Source organism: Corynebacterium sp. MSK150 (assembly GCF_030229215.1).
Classification (GTDB): Bacteria; Actinomycetota; Actinomycetes; order Mycobacteriales; family Mycobacteriaceae; genus Corynebacterium.
In genome coordinates this window covers 197150-211574 of sequence record NZ_JASPHM010000002.1, presented here as the reverse complement: position 1 = coordinate 211574, position 14425 = coordinate 197150, and the positions used below count along the sequence as shown (strand labels likewise).

The window sequence follows — 14425 nt, the reverse complement described above, 5'->3', positions numbered from 1 at the left end:
AGCATGGAGGATCGATGTCTCGACACATCGCTTTTCGCCATCTCTGGGCAGTTTTAGCCTCACGGCTTTCTGCCGGATCGATGTGGTGAGACATCTGAGCTGGTGGAACCGGAACGATCTCATGAGACATGCGGAACGATCTCGCCGAACCAGACATCACCAGGGGCACAACGAGATAAGACCTCGGTTTCCACCAAGTCAGGGAAGCCGAGGTCTTTGCTTTAGCCCAGTTCAGGCAAGGTTGGCAGGTGATACTTGCGCAGGAGCGCGTTGATTTGCGGGATCGAAGTCTTCAGTTGCGGCAGGGCTAGGCCGATGAGTCCGGCCACGCCCGCGATGCCGAGGATTGCTCCCAGAACTGCGGGCTTGGAGCTCGCGTCGCTGCTCGAAGCGGAGCTACCTGCGGACGGCTGCGTAGTATCGGCCGGTTCGCCGTCATCGTGTGCACGGGCGGTAAGCCATTCCTCCTTGCCCAGAACACCCTGGGTCAGGCGGGTCTCGCCGATCCAGCCGTACCACGGGTCCTGCGGGCGCTGGTTATCAAAACCACCGCCCATAACCCACTGCAGGTCACGCGGGAGAAGACCTTCGGCACCTACCGCGTTGCGCAAGATAGGCGCACCGTTGATGAACATCTCCACGCTATCGCGCTCCGGATCATTGACCACGGCGATGTGCATCCACTCGTCCTTGGGTACCTCGTGGGACCATACGGTAGAACCGCTTCCCTGCTTCGGCTCCGCCCACCAGCGCAGCTCGCGGAGATTGGAGATACCAAACATGACGGTGGGGTCCGTGTCATTAGAGCCGTCCACCAGCTTATTAATGGCAGAGTCGCGGCTGAGCGCGCTTCCCCAACCATGCTGGGCACCATTGAAGTCCTTCGGAATCTTGACGAAGGACTCGAAGGTGTACCCCTTGGTAGTATCCACGCTATTGGCCGGCGCGCCCTTGTCGGTGCGGAACTCGGCGTTGCCGACCTTGCCGGCAGGGTCGGACCAGAAGAGGGATCCGGAATCAGAGGACAGCGGGTGGTGATCGGAGCTATAGGTCACCCGATCACCTAGCATCGCGCCAGAGCGGTGCAGGTCGCTGCCGGAATCGCTGGAAACGTCGGGGATGGTGGTGCCACGGCCGGCAGGGGCGCCGTCGGCAAGCGCATGCCCGTCCTTGTCTTGGGCCTGGCCCGGACGCCAGTGGAATACGGTGTGGTCGTTCTTGGCAAAGTCATCCGCACCCTTGGGCAGCTCATCCTCCGCGATGGTATAGGGCCTATAGCCTTCCGCGGCGATGTCGCGCGCACGCTGCGCCAGGTCCGGCTGGTGGCCCTCACCCACGGTGAACTCCGGGGAAAAGGAGGAAAAGCGCTGCTCAAAGTCGAACGGGATGGCGTAGCTATCGCCCTTGTCATCTAGGGTGAGCTTGTCGAACTGCGTCAGCTCCTCGTGCGGCTTCTGCGCCACCCACGGCGAGAGCGCGGTCATCTCCAGCTGCTTGCCGGAAAGGTCGAACTCTAGCACGCCCAGCAGACCATTTCCGCCCTGGTAGGCCATCTGATAGTCCTGCAAGATGGAAACGACGTCGTGCCCGGCATCGTTTTTGTCCACGCGGTAGCCCGCACCGTGGTGGTGGCCGCCCATCACCAGGAAGATCTGGTCGTTGCGCTTGATGAACTTATCCCACAGGCCCTTGCCATAGTCATCGGAATAGAAGACGTTACCCTCGCCATCGATATTGAGGGCCTCATGGGTGGTCACAATGACCGGAAGGTCTGGGTGCTGATCAATGATGCCTTGCGCCCACTCAATGGCTTTTTCATCGGCGCGCCAGCCCAGCGCAAGGTTGAGGTACTTCTGACCCTCGGCTTCAAAGATGTGGGCCTCGGAGTCATTATTGACCGCAGTGTAACGTTCTTGGAAAGTCTCCGGATTAGCGGCCTTGGCACGATCGGCGCTAAACCACTTGTCATACGGGTGAGCCGACGCACCCTCGACGTCCATGTCGTGATTGCCGGGCAGAATGGAGTAGTTCAGGTCCGAATCGTCGAGGACCTGCATAGCCTTATCAGCTACCTGCCATTCGCCCTCCACGTTCCACTGGTCTACAACGTCACCCAGGTGGGTGACGAAGTCCATGTTCAGCTCGTCTTGGTGGTCTACCAACCATTGAGTTTGGGACAAGTAGGGTTCGCTTCCGTAGCGAGCTTGGGCCAAGTTGCCCGTCTCCGGGGTGGAATAGCGCGAATAGAACTGGGTATCCGGTAGGACGCCGATGCTAAAGCGAGAACCCTCGCTGGGCGACGCCCCCTCAGCCCCAACCTCCGCAGCGCCTGCTGCCGGTACAACGATGAGGTTGCCCACCACCGCGGTTGCAGTTAGCGCTGGCAGGACAAATCGATTTTTCATAGAGAGTCCTTTAAGACTGGAAAGGAATGCTTGCACAGGGGAAATGGCGGGAATACGCGAGGGATTCTAGGGTGCGAACCTTTCAGTTAGTTGACACCCGCGTAAACAGAAGACTGAATAATGGGAAACTTATGGTTGCCTCTGAAAAAGACATCTTCCCGTGTGAGATTCCGTATAACCTGCCCCAAACTGCATAGTTGCATTGGGGTGCATTAAACTGACAGAATATTCATGAATACGGTTTTACCTCTACGGTTAGGGAGAAGATCCTCCCCTCCCGCGGTAGGTAGCCCACCGCCCTCTAATGAAAGATATGCATTACGCTTCACGGCGGTTCGCCTAGCCTCACGCTTCGGCACTTTTCTGTCGCCTTGCTAGGCCAGTCGCCCTCCGCACCAGTCCCCTCCCAGGTAGATTTTTAATTTATGCAATACATTTTGAACGCAATCCGCGGCGCCCTCATCGGCATGGCCGAGCTTGTACCGGGCATCTCCGGTGGCACCGTGGCGCTCATCGTGGGCATTTATGAACGCGCAGTCCACAACGCCAACGATCTCATCTCCGGCCGCTTCAAAAAGGTGGAATGGAGCTTCCTCATCTCCGTAGCAATCGGCATGTTCATCGCCGTCTTCGGAATGTCCACCGTGCTATCTAACTTCGTAGATAATCACGTATCGGCGTCCGGGGCGCTCTTTTTGGGCATGGTGGCCGTGTCCATTTTTGTACCGCTATCCATGCTCTCCAAGCAGGAACGGCTACACCCCTCGTCCATCATCGCGTTCGTCGTTGCCACGATTGCCATCTTCTTTATCACCGGCTTCACCTCCGAACCGCACGAGAACCCCAGCCTTATTGTGGTCTTCTTCGCCGCCGCCATCGCGGTATGCGCACTTATCCTGCCTGGCATCTCCGGTTCGCTCATCCTGCTGACCATGGGCCTCTACCAGCCCATCATTGGCGCCGTTTCGGATCGGGACCTGGGCACTATCGCCGTCTTCGCCTTAGGTGCCTTGTGTGGTCTTGCGGCGTTTATCAAGGTATTGAACTTCCTGTTGGATCATCACCGCGCCCCCACGCTGATGGCCATGGCAGGTTTCATGCTCGGTTCTCTGCGCGCACTGTGGCCGTGGGGAGCTGACCAAGATGCCTCTAGCGGCATCATCATCGGCATGTTCATCCTCGGTGCGCTTATCGTCTCCGCGTTCATCTTCGTAGACATGAGGAAGGCCCGCGCTATAGATGAAAGGACGGCGCAAAAATAATGCCGCGCTCGTTTTCTCGCCGCGCAACTATCGCCGCGGTCCTCGTCCCCACGCTGAGCCTGGGCGCCTGCGTCACCAACGAGGAAGATTCCACACCGGACGGCTGGGAAGAACCCCATTCCGCAATGGTGCCGGAAATTGCCGCCATGTATAACGACAACGATGGCGTCCTCACTGCCGGAACTAACCCACCCTATGCCCCATTTCAGCTTAAGGATTCCCACGGCGCACTCCAAGGCGTCGAACTCGATCTTGCTCGCGCCGTTGCCGGCGTCTTGGGCCTCGATTTCCAGCCCGTGGAACAGGACTTCTCCATGATCCTGCCCGCCGTGCAATCGGGCCAGATTGATATGGGCGCATCCGGGTTCACGGATAACCCCGAGCGCCGCAATGAATTCGACTTTGTAGATCACCTCTACGCTGGCATCCAGTGGGCCGAGCGAGTAGATGGACCTAAGAAGGTTGACCCAGATAATCCTTGCGGCTTGACCGTTGCGGTGCAGCGCACCACGGTATCTGAAACCGACGATGTGCGCCCTAAGAAGGATGCGTGCAACGGCGATCTCACAGTCTTGTCTTATGACACCGGTGACAACGCCGCGCTGGCAGTACTTATGGGGCGCGCAGATGCCCTGTCTGCAGACTCCCCAGTAACGGCGTGGGCGGTCAATCGCTCCGAAGGAAAAATGCGGCAGGTAGGCGATATGTTCCAAGCATCGCCCTATGGCTTTGCCGTACCCAAGGATTCCGATTTGGGCAAGGCCTCGGCTGCGGCACTGCAACACCTCATCGAAACCGGTGAGTATGCAGAAATTTTGTCCCGCTGGGGCATCGAGGATGGCTTAATAGACCAGGCAATGATTAATGAAAGGCCGATCAATGGTTAATGAAAATGCGGCGACGCCAGCTACGGCAGAGCCTAAGGAAAAGCCCGCCAAGATCGAGGCGCGACCTCTACGTCACCCGTGGCGCTGGGTCTTCGCCGGCCTGCTTATCGTGCTCGGCGTGTGGTTTATCATTGCTTCCGCCCGCAACGAGGCATTTGGCTGGGACACTTACTTCCAGTACCTCTTTGATGAGCGCATCGCGCTTGCTTCCTTGCACACCATCGCCATCACCATTTTGTCCATGATCATCGGCGTTGTCGGTGGTGCCATCCTTGCGGTTATGCGCATGTCCCCCAACCCGGTGCTGCGCAGCGTCTCCTGGATATTCCTCTGGGTCTTCCGCGGAACACCGATCTATGTGCAGCTGGTGTTCTGGGGACTGCTCTCCGCCATCTACCAATCCATCAACTTGGGCTTTACCGAGGTGTCTTTGCAGACGATCCTCACCAACGCCTTCTTCCTTGCGGTGATGGGACTGGGCCTTAATGAAGCTGCCTATATGGCCGAGATCGTGCGCTCCGGTATCACCTCCGTTCCCGAGGGCCAGAAGGAAGCCTCCAAGGCACTGGGCATGTCCTGGTGGATGACCATGCGCCGCACCGTCCTTCCGCAGGCCATGCGCATTATCATTCCGCCCACAGGCAATGAGTTCATTTCTTTGCTCAAGACCTCTTCCCTCGTGGTGGCTATTCCTTATACCGAGGAAATCTTCGGTCGCACCACGGATATTTCCGCCGCCCTCTTCCAGCCCATCCCGCTGCTGCTGGTCGCAGCTTCCTGGTACCTCGTAGTTACGTCCCTGCTGATGGTGGGTCAGTACTTCCTGGAGCGCCGCTTTGAGCGCGGTGCGACCCGCGAACTTACTGGCCGCCAACTTGCTGCGCTGGCAGACGCTGAAGGCACTATCCCCCGCAACGTATCCGTGATTTCGGAGGCTAAAAACTAATGGCTACTCCCATGATTTCCGCCCAGAACGTCCATAAGTCCTTCGGACAACTCGAGGTCCTCAAAGGCATTGACCTTGAGGTCCAGCCCGGCGAAGTGGCCTGCCTGTTGGGCCCCTCGGGCTCCGGCAAGTCCACCTTCCTGCGCTGCGTCAACCACCTTGATAAGGCAACTGCGGGCCGACTCTACGTCGACGGCGAGCTGATTGGCTACCGCGAAAAGAACGGCACCCTTTATGAGATCAGCGAAAAGGAAGCCGCAGAGCAGCGCTCCGATATCGGCATGGTCTTTCAGTCTTTCAACCTCTTCCCCCACCGCACGGTGATTGAAAACATCATCGAGGCACCGGTGCAGGTGAAAAAGATTCCGGAAGAAACCGCCCGCGCCCGCGCTATGGAGCTGCTGGAAGACGTTGGCTTGGCGTCCAAGGCCAATAACTACCCGGTGCAGCTCTCTGGCGGCCAGCAACAGCGCGTTGCCATCGCTCGTGCGGTGGCCATGGACCCTAAGCTCATGCTTTTCGACGAACCTACGTCCGCCCTCGATCCAGAGCTCGTCGGCGAAGTGCTGCGCGTTATGAAGGACCTCGCGGCCGAAGGCATGACCATGCTCGTAGTCACCCACGAGATGGGTTTTGCGCGCGAGGTAGCCGACAAGGTCTTCTTCATGGACGGCGGCGTGGTCATTGAGTCCGGCAGCCCAGCTGAAGTTTTGGATAACCCGCAACAACCACGCACCAAGGACTTTTTGGCTTCGTTGCTATAACCCCCACTACACTCCAAAGAGTACCTTCAGCCCGCCCGTCTTCCGCGAAGAGGACCGGCGGGCTTTGCCGTCGCTCACTCGCCTACGAAAGCGTCAAAATGCCCCGAATCAGTGCGCTGGCCGCGCCCAACCCGGCAACGCTGAGCGAGAGCACGCGGGCCTTTTCTCGTGGAACACGCCGAGCAATGCGGGTGCCGGCCCAAATGCCGACGAACATACCTAAGACTCCGGCGGGCCACATCACCCAAGGCAGACCATCAAAGTGGGCCGCACCAGTTAGCGTCTTGGTCATCACGGAAAAGAATCCGCCTACGACAAAAATCGGCTGCAGCGTAGCTGCGTAAACATGTTGGGGCCACTTTGCCGCCTGGGCGTAGACGGTAATAACCGGGCCGGCCACGCCCGCCAAGGTATTGGTAAAGCCGCCGAGAATACCCGCGGAGATGGCAGGGCCTTTGCCCTCCATCGGCGGGACAAACTTCTTTCCAAATGTCACTACGGCTAATGCAGCCAGAAGCGCAGCGCCCACCACGATCATGAGCCCTGCCGTGTCCATGCGCCTAATGAGCAACGCCGCGGCCAAGGAGCCAATCACCATAACTGGGGCGATCAGGCCGAACTTTTTCCAGCTCACATTTTCACGCACGGAATAGGTGGTCAGTATCGCATTTATGCAGGCCAGAACGTTGATCACCAGGATGCCTTCGACCGGCCCCATAATGAGCATGAGGATGGGGCCGCCGATGAGGCCGAGCCCCATTCCGGATACCCGTTGCAGAGTCGAACCAACGACAACGACGAGGAAAATAACCAGTGCGAGGCTCACTGCCGGTATTTCTCCTTTACCGCACGACCTACAGGCTCGGGGAACATACCCGTTACGTCGCCGCCAAACTTAGCTACCTGCTTACACAGCGAGGAACTGATATAGCCGTACTTCTCGTCCGTGAGCAGGAAGACAGTATCGATTCCAGAAAGGCGCCGGTTCATCTGCGCCATGGGCAGCTCATATTCATAATCCAGAGAGCTACGCAGTCCCTTCACTAGGACGTCTGCCCCATGCTCCGTGGTGTAGTCCACCAACAGCCCGGAACAATAATCCACCTTGATGGAAGAATCCACGCTCTGGCGGATAAGTTCCATACGCTCCTCCACGCTAAAAAGCCCAGAGGGCTTGTCGGGATTACCGGTAACCAACACAGTGACCTCATCGAACATCTGGTTAGCGCGATTGATGATATCGACGTGACCTAAGGTGACGGGGTCGAAGGATCCAGGGCAGACGGCCTTAGTCATGCTACTTTCGCTTTCTTTTCAGGGGTTTAGTCTTCGGCGTCTTCGCTGCCGGGACGGGTATAAACCGCCATATCCATGCGTGCGATGCCAAAGGTGCGCTTCTTAAGCTTTTGGCCGGTGGGCTCAAAACCAGCAGGCCACACAGTATCCGCGGAATCAACGTGGCGCTCAATTACTACCATTGCGCGGTCGGTAAGCACTGGTTCGATGGCAGCAATGAGTGCATCCACCTCGTCGAATGCGTACGGCGGGTCCGCCAGGACCAGATCGAAGTGTTTGCGCGGGGCACTAGCGAGGTAAGTGCCTACCTTCATCTCTTGCACACGCACGCCGGGATGCTTGACGACGCCCATATTGTGCCGGATGATCTTTACCGCATCGGCCGAAGATTCCACCAGTACTGCTTCCTCTGCCCCTCGGCTCGCCGCCTCTAGGCCTAGGGCACCAGAGCCGGCAAAAAGGTCGAGCACCGAAGATCCAGCAAAGCCCCACCGTGCAGTGAGGGATGAAAACAGCCCTTCGCGGGCGCGATCTGCGGTAGGCCGAGTTCCTTCTGCGGGCACTTTAATGGTGCGGCCGCGGGCTTCGCCGGCAATAATGCGCGTCATTTATGCTTCTCCAATCTCCATCAAAAGGTCTCCGCCCACCACATCACTAAAGTCAGAGACCACAATACGGTGGACCTTTCCTGGTCCCGGGCTTTCTACGGGAGCCTCGAGCTTCGTGGCTTCGACAGTCGCAAGCGGGACTCCGGTATCAACAGTGTCTCCCACATTCACATGGCAGCGGACGATGCCCGCGAAGGGGGCGTAAATTTTCATGCTTCTAGGTTAACCCGTCTTAGTTCTTCTCCAAGTATTCCTGTTCGCTTTCGCTCAAATTGCGCGTGAGTTCCTCAGCCAACTCGGGATTGCGCATCACCATGGCACGCGCATCCGTGTGGGTGCGCTCCACAATGTCTTGGTCATCCGCCAAGTTCAGTAGCCGCAATGTGCGGTGCGTTCCGGACTGCATGGTGCCCAAAATGTCTCCCTCCTGGCGCTGGCGCAAATCAAGCTCGGCTAGTTCAAAACCCGAGGACGTTTGGGCGATCTGAGTGATACGACGGAAGGACGGAGTGTTATCGGCTGCCGTCGTGTGCAAAAGGCAGACGGAGGCATTGCCACTTCGTCCCACACGCCCACGCAACTGGTGCAACTGGGAAACGCCGAAATGCTCGGACTCGCGAATGAGCATCACCGTGGCATTGGGAACATCCACGCCCACCTCAATGACCGTGGTAGAGACCAGGATATCGATCTCTCCCCTAGCAAATGACGTCATTACCTCGTCTTTATTGGGCATCTTCCCATGCAAAATGGCAATCCGTAGTCCCTTGAAGGGACCGTTTTCTAACTGCTGTGCAAGCTCTAGAACTCCGCCTTTGCCTTCAATGCGCGGGCAAACGATATAAGCCTGATGGCCGTGGGCAACCTCCTCGCGTATCCGCTCGAGTGCGCGCAGCACCCAGGTCGGCCGCCACTCGGCCACCACTGCTGACTGAATAGGTTTGCGACCACCGGGCAGCTCTGTCAGCGTTGATACGGCGAGGTCACCAAAGACGGTCATCGCAATGGTGCGCGGAATCGGTGTTGCTGTCATCACCAGCACGTGGGGGCTGAGGCCTTCACGTGCTTTTAACCGCAGGCTATCGCGCTGCTCTACACCGAACCGGTGTTGCTCATCTACGACGACCAATCCCAAGTTAAAGAACTCCACGGTGTCTTGGATAATCGCATGGGTTCCAATGATGATGTCCGCGTCACCTGAGACAATATCCAATAAAGCCTGCCGCTTGTCCGCCGTTCGCATGGAGCCGGTCAGGAGTACGACCTTGACGCCTTCGGGAACCGAGGTCCCGATGGAGGCAGCGTGTTGGGAGGCGAGTACTTCCGTCGGCGCCAGCAGTGCTGCCTGCGTTCCTGCGTCGACAGCCTGCAGCATAGCGCAGGTAGCCACCATGGTTTTGCCTGAGCCAACCTCGCCTTGCAGCAACCTCATCATGGGCAGCGGACGAGCCAGATCGTCTTCGATCTCGCTAATGACGCGACGCTGCCCTTCGGTCAGATCAAAGGGCAGATGGCTCAGCAATTCTTCGCGATAGCCGCCTAGGGTGGCCGGCATGGTAGAAGCGGTCCGGGCTTCGGCATCTCGCTGGCGCAATGCCATCACCAAACCTATGGACAGCGCCTCGTTGTATTTTAGCCGCTGAATCGCACGGTACGGGCCCGCTTTCCCGGGCTCGTGGATTTCCCGCACTGCCTTATCGAGGCTGATGATCATCTGATAATCCAGCGGTTCCGCAATCGGCGGAGTCTTAGATAGGACGTAGTGGATGGCGCCCATGATGTACCACGAGGTCACCTTGGACGTGGCCGGGTACACCGGTATCCATTCACGTTCCAAGAGGAGCTGGTCGAGCCTGCCAAACTGCGACAGGTTCCGCAGCGAGCCGGTGGCTTTTGGGCGTTGCTTCTTGCCGGATTCGGCCGCTGGCTGGCGGTAATCATCCAGTTCGCCATCGGGGCGGCCAAACGCATCGATCTCTACAAAGTCCGGCTGCTGCAACTGCGGCTGGTTGCGAAAGAACTTAAGCTTGCCGCTCATCATGACGCGCTGTCCGCGGTGCAACATCCGCATCACGTAATTGGCATTGAAAAAAGTCGCAACGATGCTGCCATCGAGCTGCACATTGATGATGGTGGTCTTGCCCGAGTCATGGCGGGTGAATCCGGTAATGGTTCCGGTAACCGTGACGATATCGCCCTCCGCAGCGTCTCCTAGGCCGACGTCCTTGTTGTGGCGGATATAGTCTCGGGGATAGTGAGCTAAGAGCTCGCCGCAGGTCTCATACCCCAGCGCTTTGGTAATCTTCGCGGCGTCCTTCGCCGCAAGCACCTCTGTCAAAGGGCGGTTGTCCTGCCAGCCGAGCATTGCTATTCCACTCCGATTTCGGTTGCGATATCCGGTACTTTCAGTGCCATAACGTCCACGCGAAGCTGTTGAGCTAGGTCCTCCTGGTCCAGGTCAAGGGCGCTTAAGACTGTGACCTGCTCACCGCCTTCTGCTAAGAGATCGCGGCAGGTGGTAATGATTGACTGCGGGGTTTCCTGGCTTGGGTAAGCCACTCGCATGGACTTGGCAGCATCACGCATGGCAGCAACGACGGCACCAGTATCTGGGTTATCCGGTTCATAGACGGAAATCGCAGCCAGAGCTGCAGCCAAAGACTGCGCGGGCACTACTCGCCCGGCGCTGGTCTCCGAACTCAAACCGGTAGCAAGGACGATGTCCTCCTCTTCCGCCGCAATGGGATCATCCGGTGACACAACGCTCACCCCCGCAGATGCCAGAAGATCGCTGATAGGCCCGGCCGGTGCGGCAGCAATTACCCGGCGAGCGATCGGTGCTTCGGAGGCAGATTCGGTGTGAGCAGGCAACACCTCAAGGTGCAGGTTGGATACCTTTCCTATACCAAAGGCGGTTTCAATGACCCTGCCTGCCCGCCAGGAGTGGATATGTACATTAGCGCTGTCCTCGGTGGCCCGAGCGATAACGAGGCTGTCTCCCAACGGTTCAATTGCTACCTGCAGCGTGTCTAAATCTCCCTCGAAGAAAAAGACCACTTCCAGTTCAGTTTCCGGCTCCGTTTCGGGCAGGCCTGTGTGCCCGGTGGATCCTTCGATTTCTGCGAGCAGAGACTCTAAGAGGATAACGAGACCAGCGCCGCCAGCATCCACCACTCCTGCCTCGCGCAGGGCTGGCAATTGCGAAGGAGTGCGCTCGAGGGCCGTTTCCGCGGCAGCGATTGCGGCGCTGACAATACTGTGCAAGGTTGCGCCTGATTGCGCTGCAGCGTCGTCGGCAGCCTCGGCTGCTGCCTTCAAGACCGTAATAACTGTGCCTTCCACCGGCTCGGCGATAGCCTGGTCCACCAGCTCCACGGCATGCTGCAGGGAGCGGGCAAAGACAGCACCGTCGATAACTGAGTCCACAGTTGACTCGGCAATGCCGCGCAGAACCTGAGACAGCACCATTCCCGAGTTCCCGCGGGCACCACGCACCGCCCCGAGCGCGAGTGAATCGGCGACATCGCCACCATTGTCGAGCTCCGCTACCGCTGCCTCCATAGTGTGCGCCATATTCGAGCCCGTATCGGAATCCGGTACGGGAAAGACATTGAGCGCGTTGATCTCATCGCGGCGATGGGCTAATTCCCCCACGGCGCGGGTGGCCCAATTGCGCATTCCGTGGGAATCCAGCGTGCTGGGGTAGGACATGCGCAATAGTTTACAAGCGCCAATCTATTTCCTGTGCGCCTTGGTCCCGCAAAAGGGCGTTTGCCCGGGAAAAGGGCTGAGAACCAAAGAAGCCGCGGCTGGCAGAAAGCGGTGAGGGGTGTGGGGACTTGATACAGGGGACGTCGGGAAGAAAGCGCTCACACGCTTGCGCATCCCGGCCCCAGAGAATCGCTACCATGGGGCTGCGGTTGAGCGCGCGAATGGCAGCCTCTGTGATCTCTTCCCAACCGATGCGGCGGTGCGAACCGGCTTGGCCTGGGGCTACGGTAAGCACTCTGTTAAGCAGCAGCACTCCCTGGTCCGCCCAGGCGCTCAGGTCACCATCCTCTCGGCCGTTGATACCCAGATCATCGTGCAGTTCGCGGTAAATATTGACCAAGGAACGCGGCGGTTTCACACCTGGGCGGGTGGAAAAGGCCATGCCCATAGCGTGTCCTGGGGTGGGATAAGGGTCTTGGCCCACGATGAGCACTCGGACCTCGTCCAGCGGCATCTGCAACGCACGGCAGACGTCCTCCGCCGGGGGCAAATAGTCCTGTCCCTCAAGAGCGTGAGAAATCTGTGGCCATTGGCTTTCTACTACCGGCGCCAACACCGGTTCCCAGGAAGGGTGGTAAGTGGGATGCATGGTTAAAAACTCAGCCAGCCTTTCTGATAGCTCGGTGTAGTGCCTCCCAGCGTAACCCCGAAGCCGCGGGTTACGGTGCCAATCTTTCGGAATCCCGAGGGTGCTTCCTTTGCGGTCGTGCCGATGAGAGTGTGGTCTTCGCCGCCGCTGAGTACCCATTCCCAGGGATCGCAGCCGAGTAGATCCGCGGCCTGGCACAGCAATTCTTCCGGTTGCAAGGCCTGCGGATCCAAGTCCATGTGCACGCAGGAGTGCTCGGCCATCGTCGTGCAGTCTTGAATCAGACCGTCTGAGTTATCGGTCATTGCGGTCACCCCCGCGGCACGGGCAATGACGCCGCGGCCGGGGTTGAGCCAGGGGGCACAGTGGGCGTCGATAAGCGGCTGCAGGTGCTCATGCCCTGCAGGAAGGTTCCGGCCAAAGCGCTCCAACAAGGCCAAGCCGGCGGCCGAGTGGCCGATCTTGCCGTGCGCTACTACCTGCTGGCCTGCCCGCGCCCCGTCCAAGGTCAAGGCAGGAAGGCTGCCGCCGAGGAAGCCTACGGCCGTGATATTGATGACCAAGAGATCGGACTTCGTAAGGTCGCCGCCTACCAACTCGGCGTTATAGAAAGAGCTATGCTCCGCAATTCCCTCGGCAATGCCGCGCACGAAGGGCACCGGGGTATCGCCTGGCGCGGCGATTGCAAGGAGGGCGGCAACCGGGCGGGCACCCATAGCTTCCACATCGGCAAAATTGCGCAAGATGGCCTTCTTGCCAATCTCGCGCGGGGTAGACCACTCGCGCAGGAAATGACGTCCCTCCACCATCAAATCGGTGGCCGCCACGGTGCGGGAATTCGGCGGCGCACTGGGCAGAACCGCGGCATCGTCTCCATTGAGCCCACTGGAGGCCACGGAGGTAATTTCGCGGATAGCGGCGCGTTCTCCCACATCTGCGAGAGTCTGAGTTAAGTTCACCAGCTTCCTTTCGATACTATGAGCCCTTATGACATCCCAATTTAACCGCACCGCGATCTTCATTTCACTTGGGTTGTCCATAGTGATGGTTCTGGCGGTCCTTTTCGGCGCAAAATACGTATTCAATAACGTCGCCAAAGCACCCGTGGCGGTCTCCCCCGTGGAGTCTAAGGAAGCAGACTCGCAAGCCTGCCGCAGCTTTATCGACGCCCTTCCGGATGAGGTCATGGATAAGCAACGTGCAGATATTGCCGAACCCGTGCCTTCCGGTGTCGCAGCTTGGGCCGCTACTTCAGACGATAAGGTCACCGTGCGCTGTGGCGTGGATATGCCTTTCCAGTACACCGAGTACTCCCAGACCCAGGACGTAGAGGGCGAACAGTGGTTCCAGGTGCGCGATGCCACCCCTGGCTCCAACCTCACCACCTGGTATGCGCCGCAGCGTTTCCCTATTGTCGCGGTGACCGCCTCCACTGATGCAGAGCCGGGCGAGCTGAACGACGCCCTTTCGTCCCTCGAGAAAAGGCCAGCCACCGCGCACGAGGCGCCACTCAAGGCGCTCAAGGCGGGCGATGACCAGATGTGCGCCGAGGTGGACAAGGCCCTGCCCGATTCGGTGGCTGAGGGATACAGCCGCCGCGAGGTAGAAGAAGAGAATACCTATGTGTGGAGCGCCGATGGCCGCGAAGACATCGTTGCGCGATGCGGCGTAGCCAAGCCGGAGAACTATCGCGCCGGAGTCAAGCTCCAGCAGGTTAACGATATTCCGTGGTTCGAGGACACCACCTTGGCCCATGGCACGACCGCAGGCACGTGGTTTGCCCTCGGCCGCGAAGACTACCTTGCGCTACACGCCCCACAAGATGCCGCACAAGCGGCACTCGTGGAACTCGGCGATGTGCTCGCAGAGCACACGACCGAAAAGTAGGCAGCGCTCG

Annotated in this window: 14 protein-coding genes; 5 read left to right on the top strand and 9 right to left on the bottom strand. The window is 58.8% G+C overall.

Annotated elements, in window-relative coordinates; genetic code table 11:
- Window positions 1–221 precede the first annotated feature (221 nt).
- Window positions 222–2405, bottom strand: a complete 2184-nt coding sequence (locus QP941_RS02175; protein ID WP_284867837.1) for a LamG-like jellyroll fold domain-containing protein — start codon at window positions 2403–2405, stop codon at window positions 222–224.
- Window positions 2406–2830: 425 nt separating this feature from the next.
- Here QP941_RS02175 and QP941_RS02170 point away from each other — a divergent pair, with 425 nt between their 5' ends.
- The 4 genes from QP941_RS02170 to QP941_RS02155 are packed head-to-tail and all read left to right on the top strand — an operon-like array spanning window position 2831 to window position 6264.
- Window positions 2831–3667: a DUF368 domain-containing protein gene (locus QP941_RS02170; RefSeq protein WP_284767374.1), complete on the top strand. Its 837-nt coding sequence runs from the start codon at window positions 2831–2833 to the stop codon at window positions 3665–3667.
- Complete coding sequence (locus QP941_RS02165) at window positions 3667–4554, top strand: ABC transporter substrate-binding protein (protein ID WP_284767376.1); 888 nt, start codon at window positions 3667–3669, stop codon at window positions 4552–4554. The genes QP941_RS02170 and QP941_RS02165 overlap by 1 nt, the downstream gene beginning before the upstream one ends.
- Window positions 4547–5500: an amino acid ABC transporter permease gene (locus QP941_RS02160; protein ID WP_284767377.1), complete on the top strand. Its 954-nt coding sequence runs from the start codon at window positions 4547–4549 to the stop codon at window positions 5498–5500. Before QP941_RS02165 ends, QP941_RS02160 begins: the two co-directional genes overlap by 8 nt.
- Window positions 5500–6264: an amino acid ABC transporter ATP-binding protein gene (locus QP941_RS02155; RefSeq protein ID WP_005323289.1), complete on the top strand. Its 765-nt coding sequence runs from the start codon at window positions 5500–5502 to the stop codon at window positions 6262–6264. Before QP941_RS02160 ends, QP941_RS02155 begins: the two co-directional genes overlap by 1 nt.
- 82 nt (window positions 6265–6346) lie before the next feature.
- Here the strand turns inward: QP941_RS02155 and QP941_RS02150 are convergent, their stop codons facing one another.
- The 8 genes from QP941_RS02150 to QP941_RS02115 are packed head-to-tail and all read right to left on the bottom strand — an operon-like array spanning window position 6347 to window position 13568.
- The gene (locus tag QP941_RS02150) at window positions 6347–7090 is read right to left on the bottom strand and encodes a sulfite exporter TauE/SafE family protein (RefSeq protein WP_179386437.1); all 744 of its coding nucleotides are present in this window, start codon (window positions 7088–7090) and stop codon (window positions 6347–6349) included.
- Window positions 7087–7560 carry a pantetheine-phosphate adenylyltransferase gene (coaD, locus tag QP941_RS02145; RefSeq protein WP_204609255.1) on the bottom strand — a complete coding sequence of 158 codons (474 nt, stop codon included), beginning with the start codon at window positions 7558–7560 and terminating at the stop codon, window positions 7087–7089. Before coaD ends, QP941_RS02150 begins: the two co-directional genes overlap by 4 nt.
- A 26-nt stretch (window positions 7561–7586) precedes the next feature.
- Window positions 7587–8168 carry a 16S rRNA (guanine(966)-N(2))-methyltransferase RsmD gene (gene rsmD / locus QP941_RS02140; RefSeq protein WP_284767381.1) on the bottom strand — a complete coding sequence of 194 codons (582 nt, stop codon included), beginning with the start codon at window positions 8166–8168 and terminating at the stop codon, window positions 7587–7589.
- The gene (locus tag QP941_RS02135) at window positions 8169–8381 is read right to left on the bottom strand and encodes a biotin/lipoyl-containing protein (protein WP_005327804.1); all 213 of its coding nucleotides are present in this window, start codon (window positions 8379–8381) and stop codon (window positions 8169–8171) included. It abuts the gene before it with no gap.
- A gap of 19 nt (window positions 8382–8400) precedes the next feature.
- A complete protein-coding gene (locus QP941_RS02130; RefSeq protein ID WP_284867834.1) occupies window positions 8401–10533 on the bottom strand; it encodes an ATP-dependent DNA helicase RecG in 2133 nt (710 codons plus the stop codon).
- Window positions 10534–10535: 2 nt separating this feature from the next.
- Window positions 10536–11879, bottom strand: a complete 1344-nt coding sequence (locus QP941_RS02125; RefSeq protein ID WP_239279356.1) for a DAK2 domain-containing protein — start codon at window positions 11877–11879, stop codon at window positions 10536–10538.
- 10 nt (window positions 11880–11889) lie between these two features.
- Window positions 11890–12528, bottom strand: coding sequence for a uracil-DNA glycosylase (locus tag QP941_RS02120; protein WP_239279357.1), 639 nt, complete (start codon window positions 12526–12528; stop codon window positions 11890–11892).
- Between the two features lie 2 nt (window positions 12529–12530).
- Window positions 12531–13568, bottom strand: coding sequence for a thiamine-phosphate kinase (locus QP941_RS02115; protein WP_284867833.1), 1038 nt, complete (start codon window positions 13566–13568; stop codon window positions 12531–12533).
- Here QP941_RS02115 and QP941_RS02110 point away from each other — a divergent pair.
- On the top strand, window positions 13516–14415 hold the full coding sequence (locus QP941_RS02110; RefSeq protein ID WP_284867832.1) for a DUF3515 domain-containing protein: 900 nt from the start codon (window positions 13516–13518) through the stop codon (window positions 14413–14415). The genes QP941_RS02115 and QP941_RS02110 overlap by 53 nt on opposite strands.
- The last annotated feature ends 10 nt before the right edge of the window (window positions 14416–14425 follow it).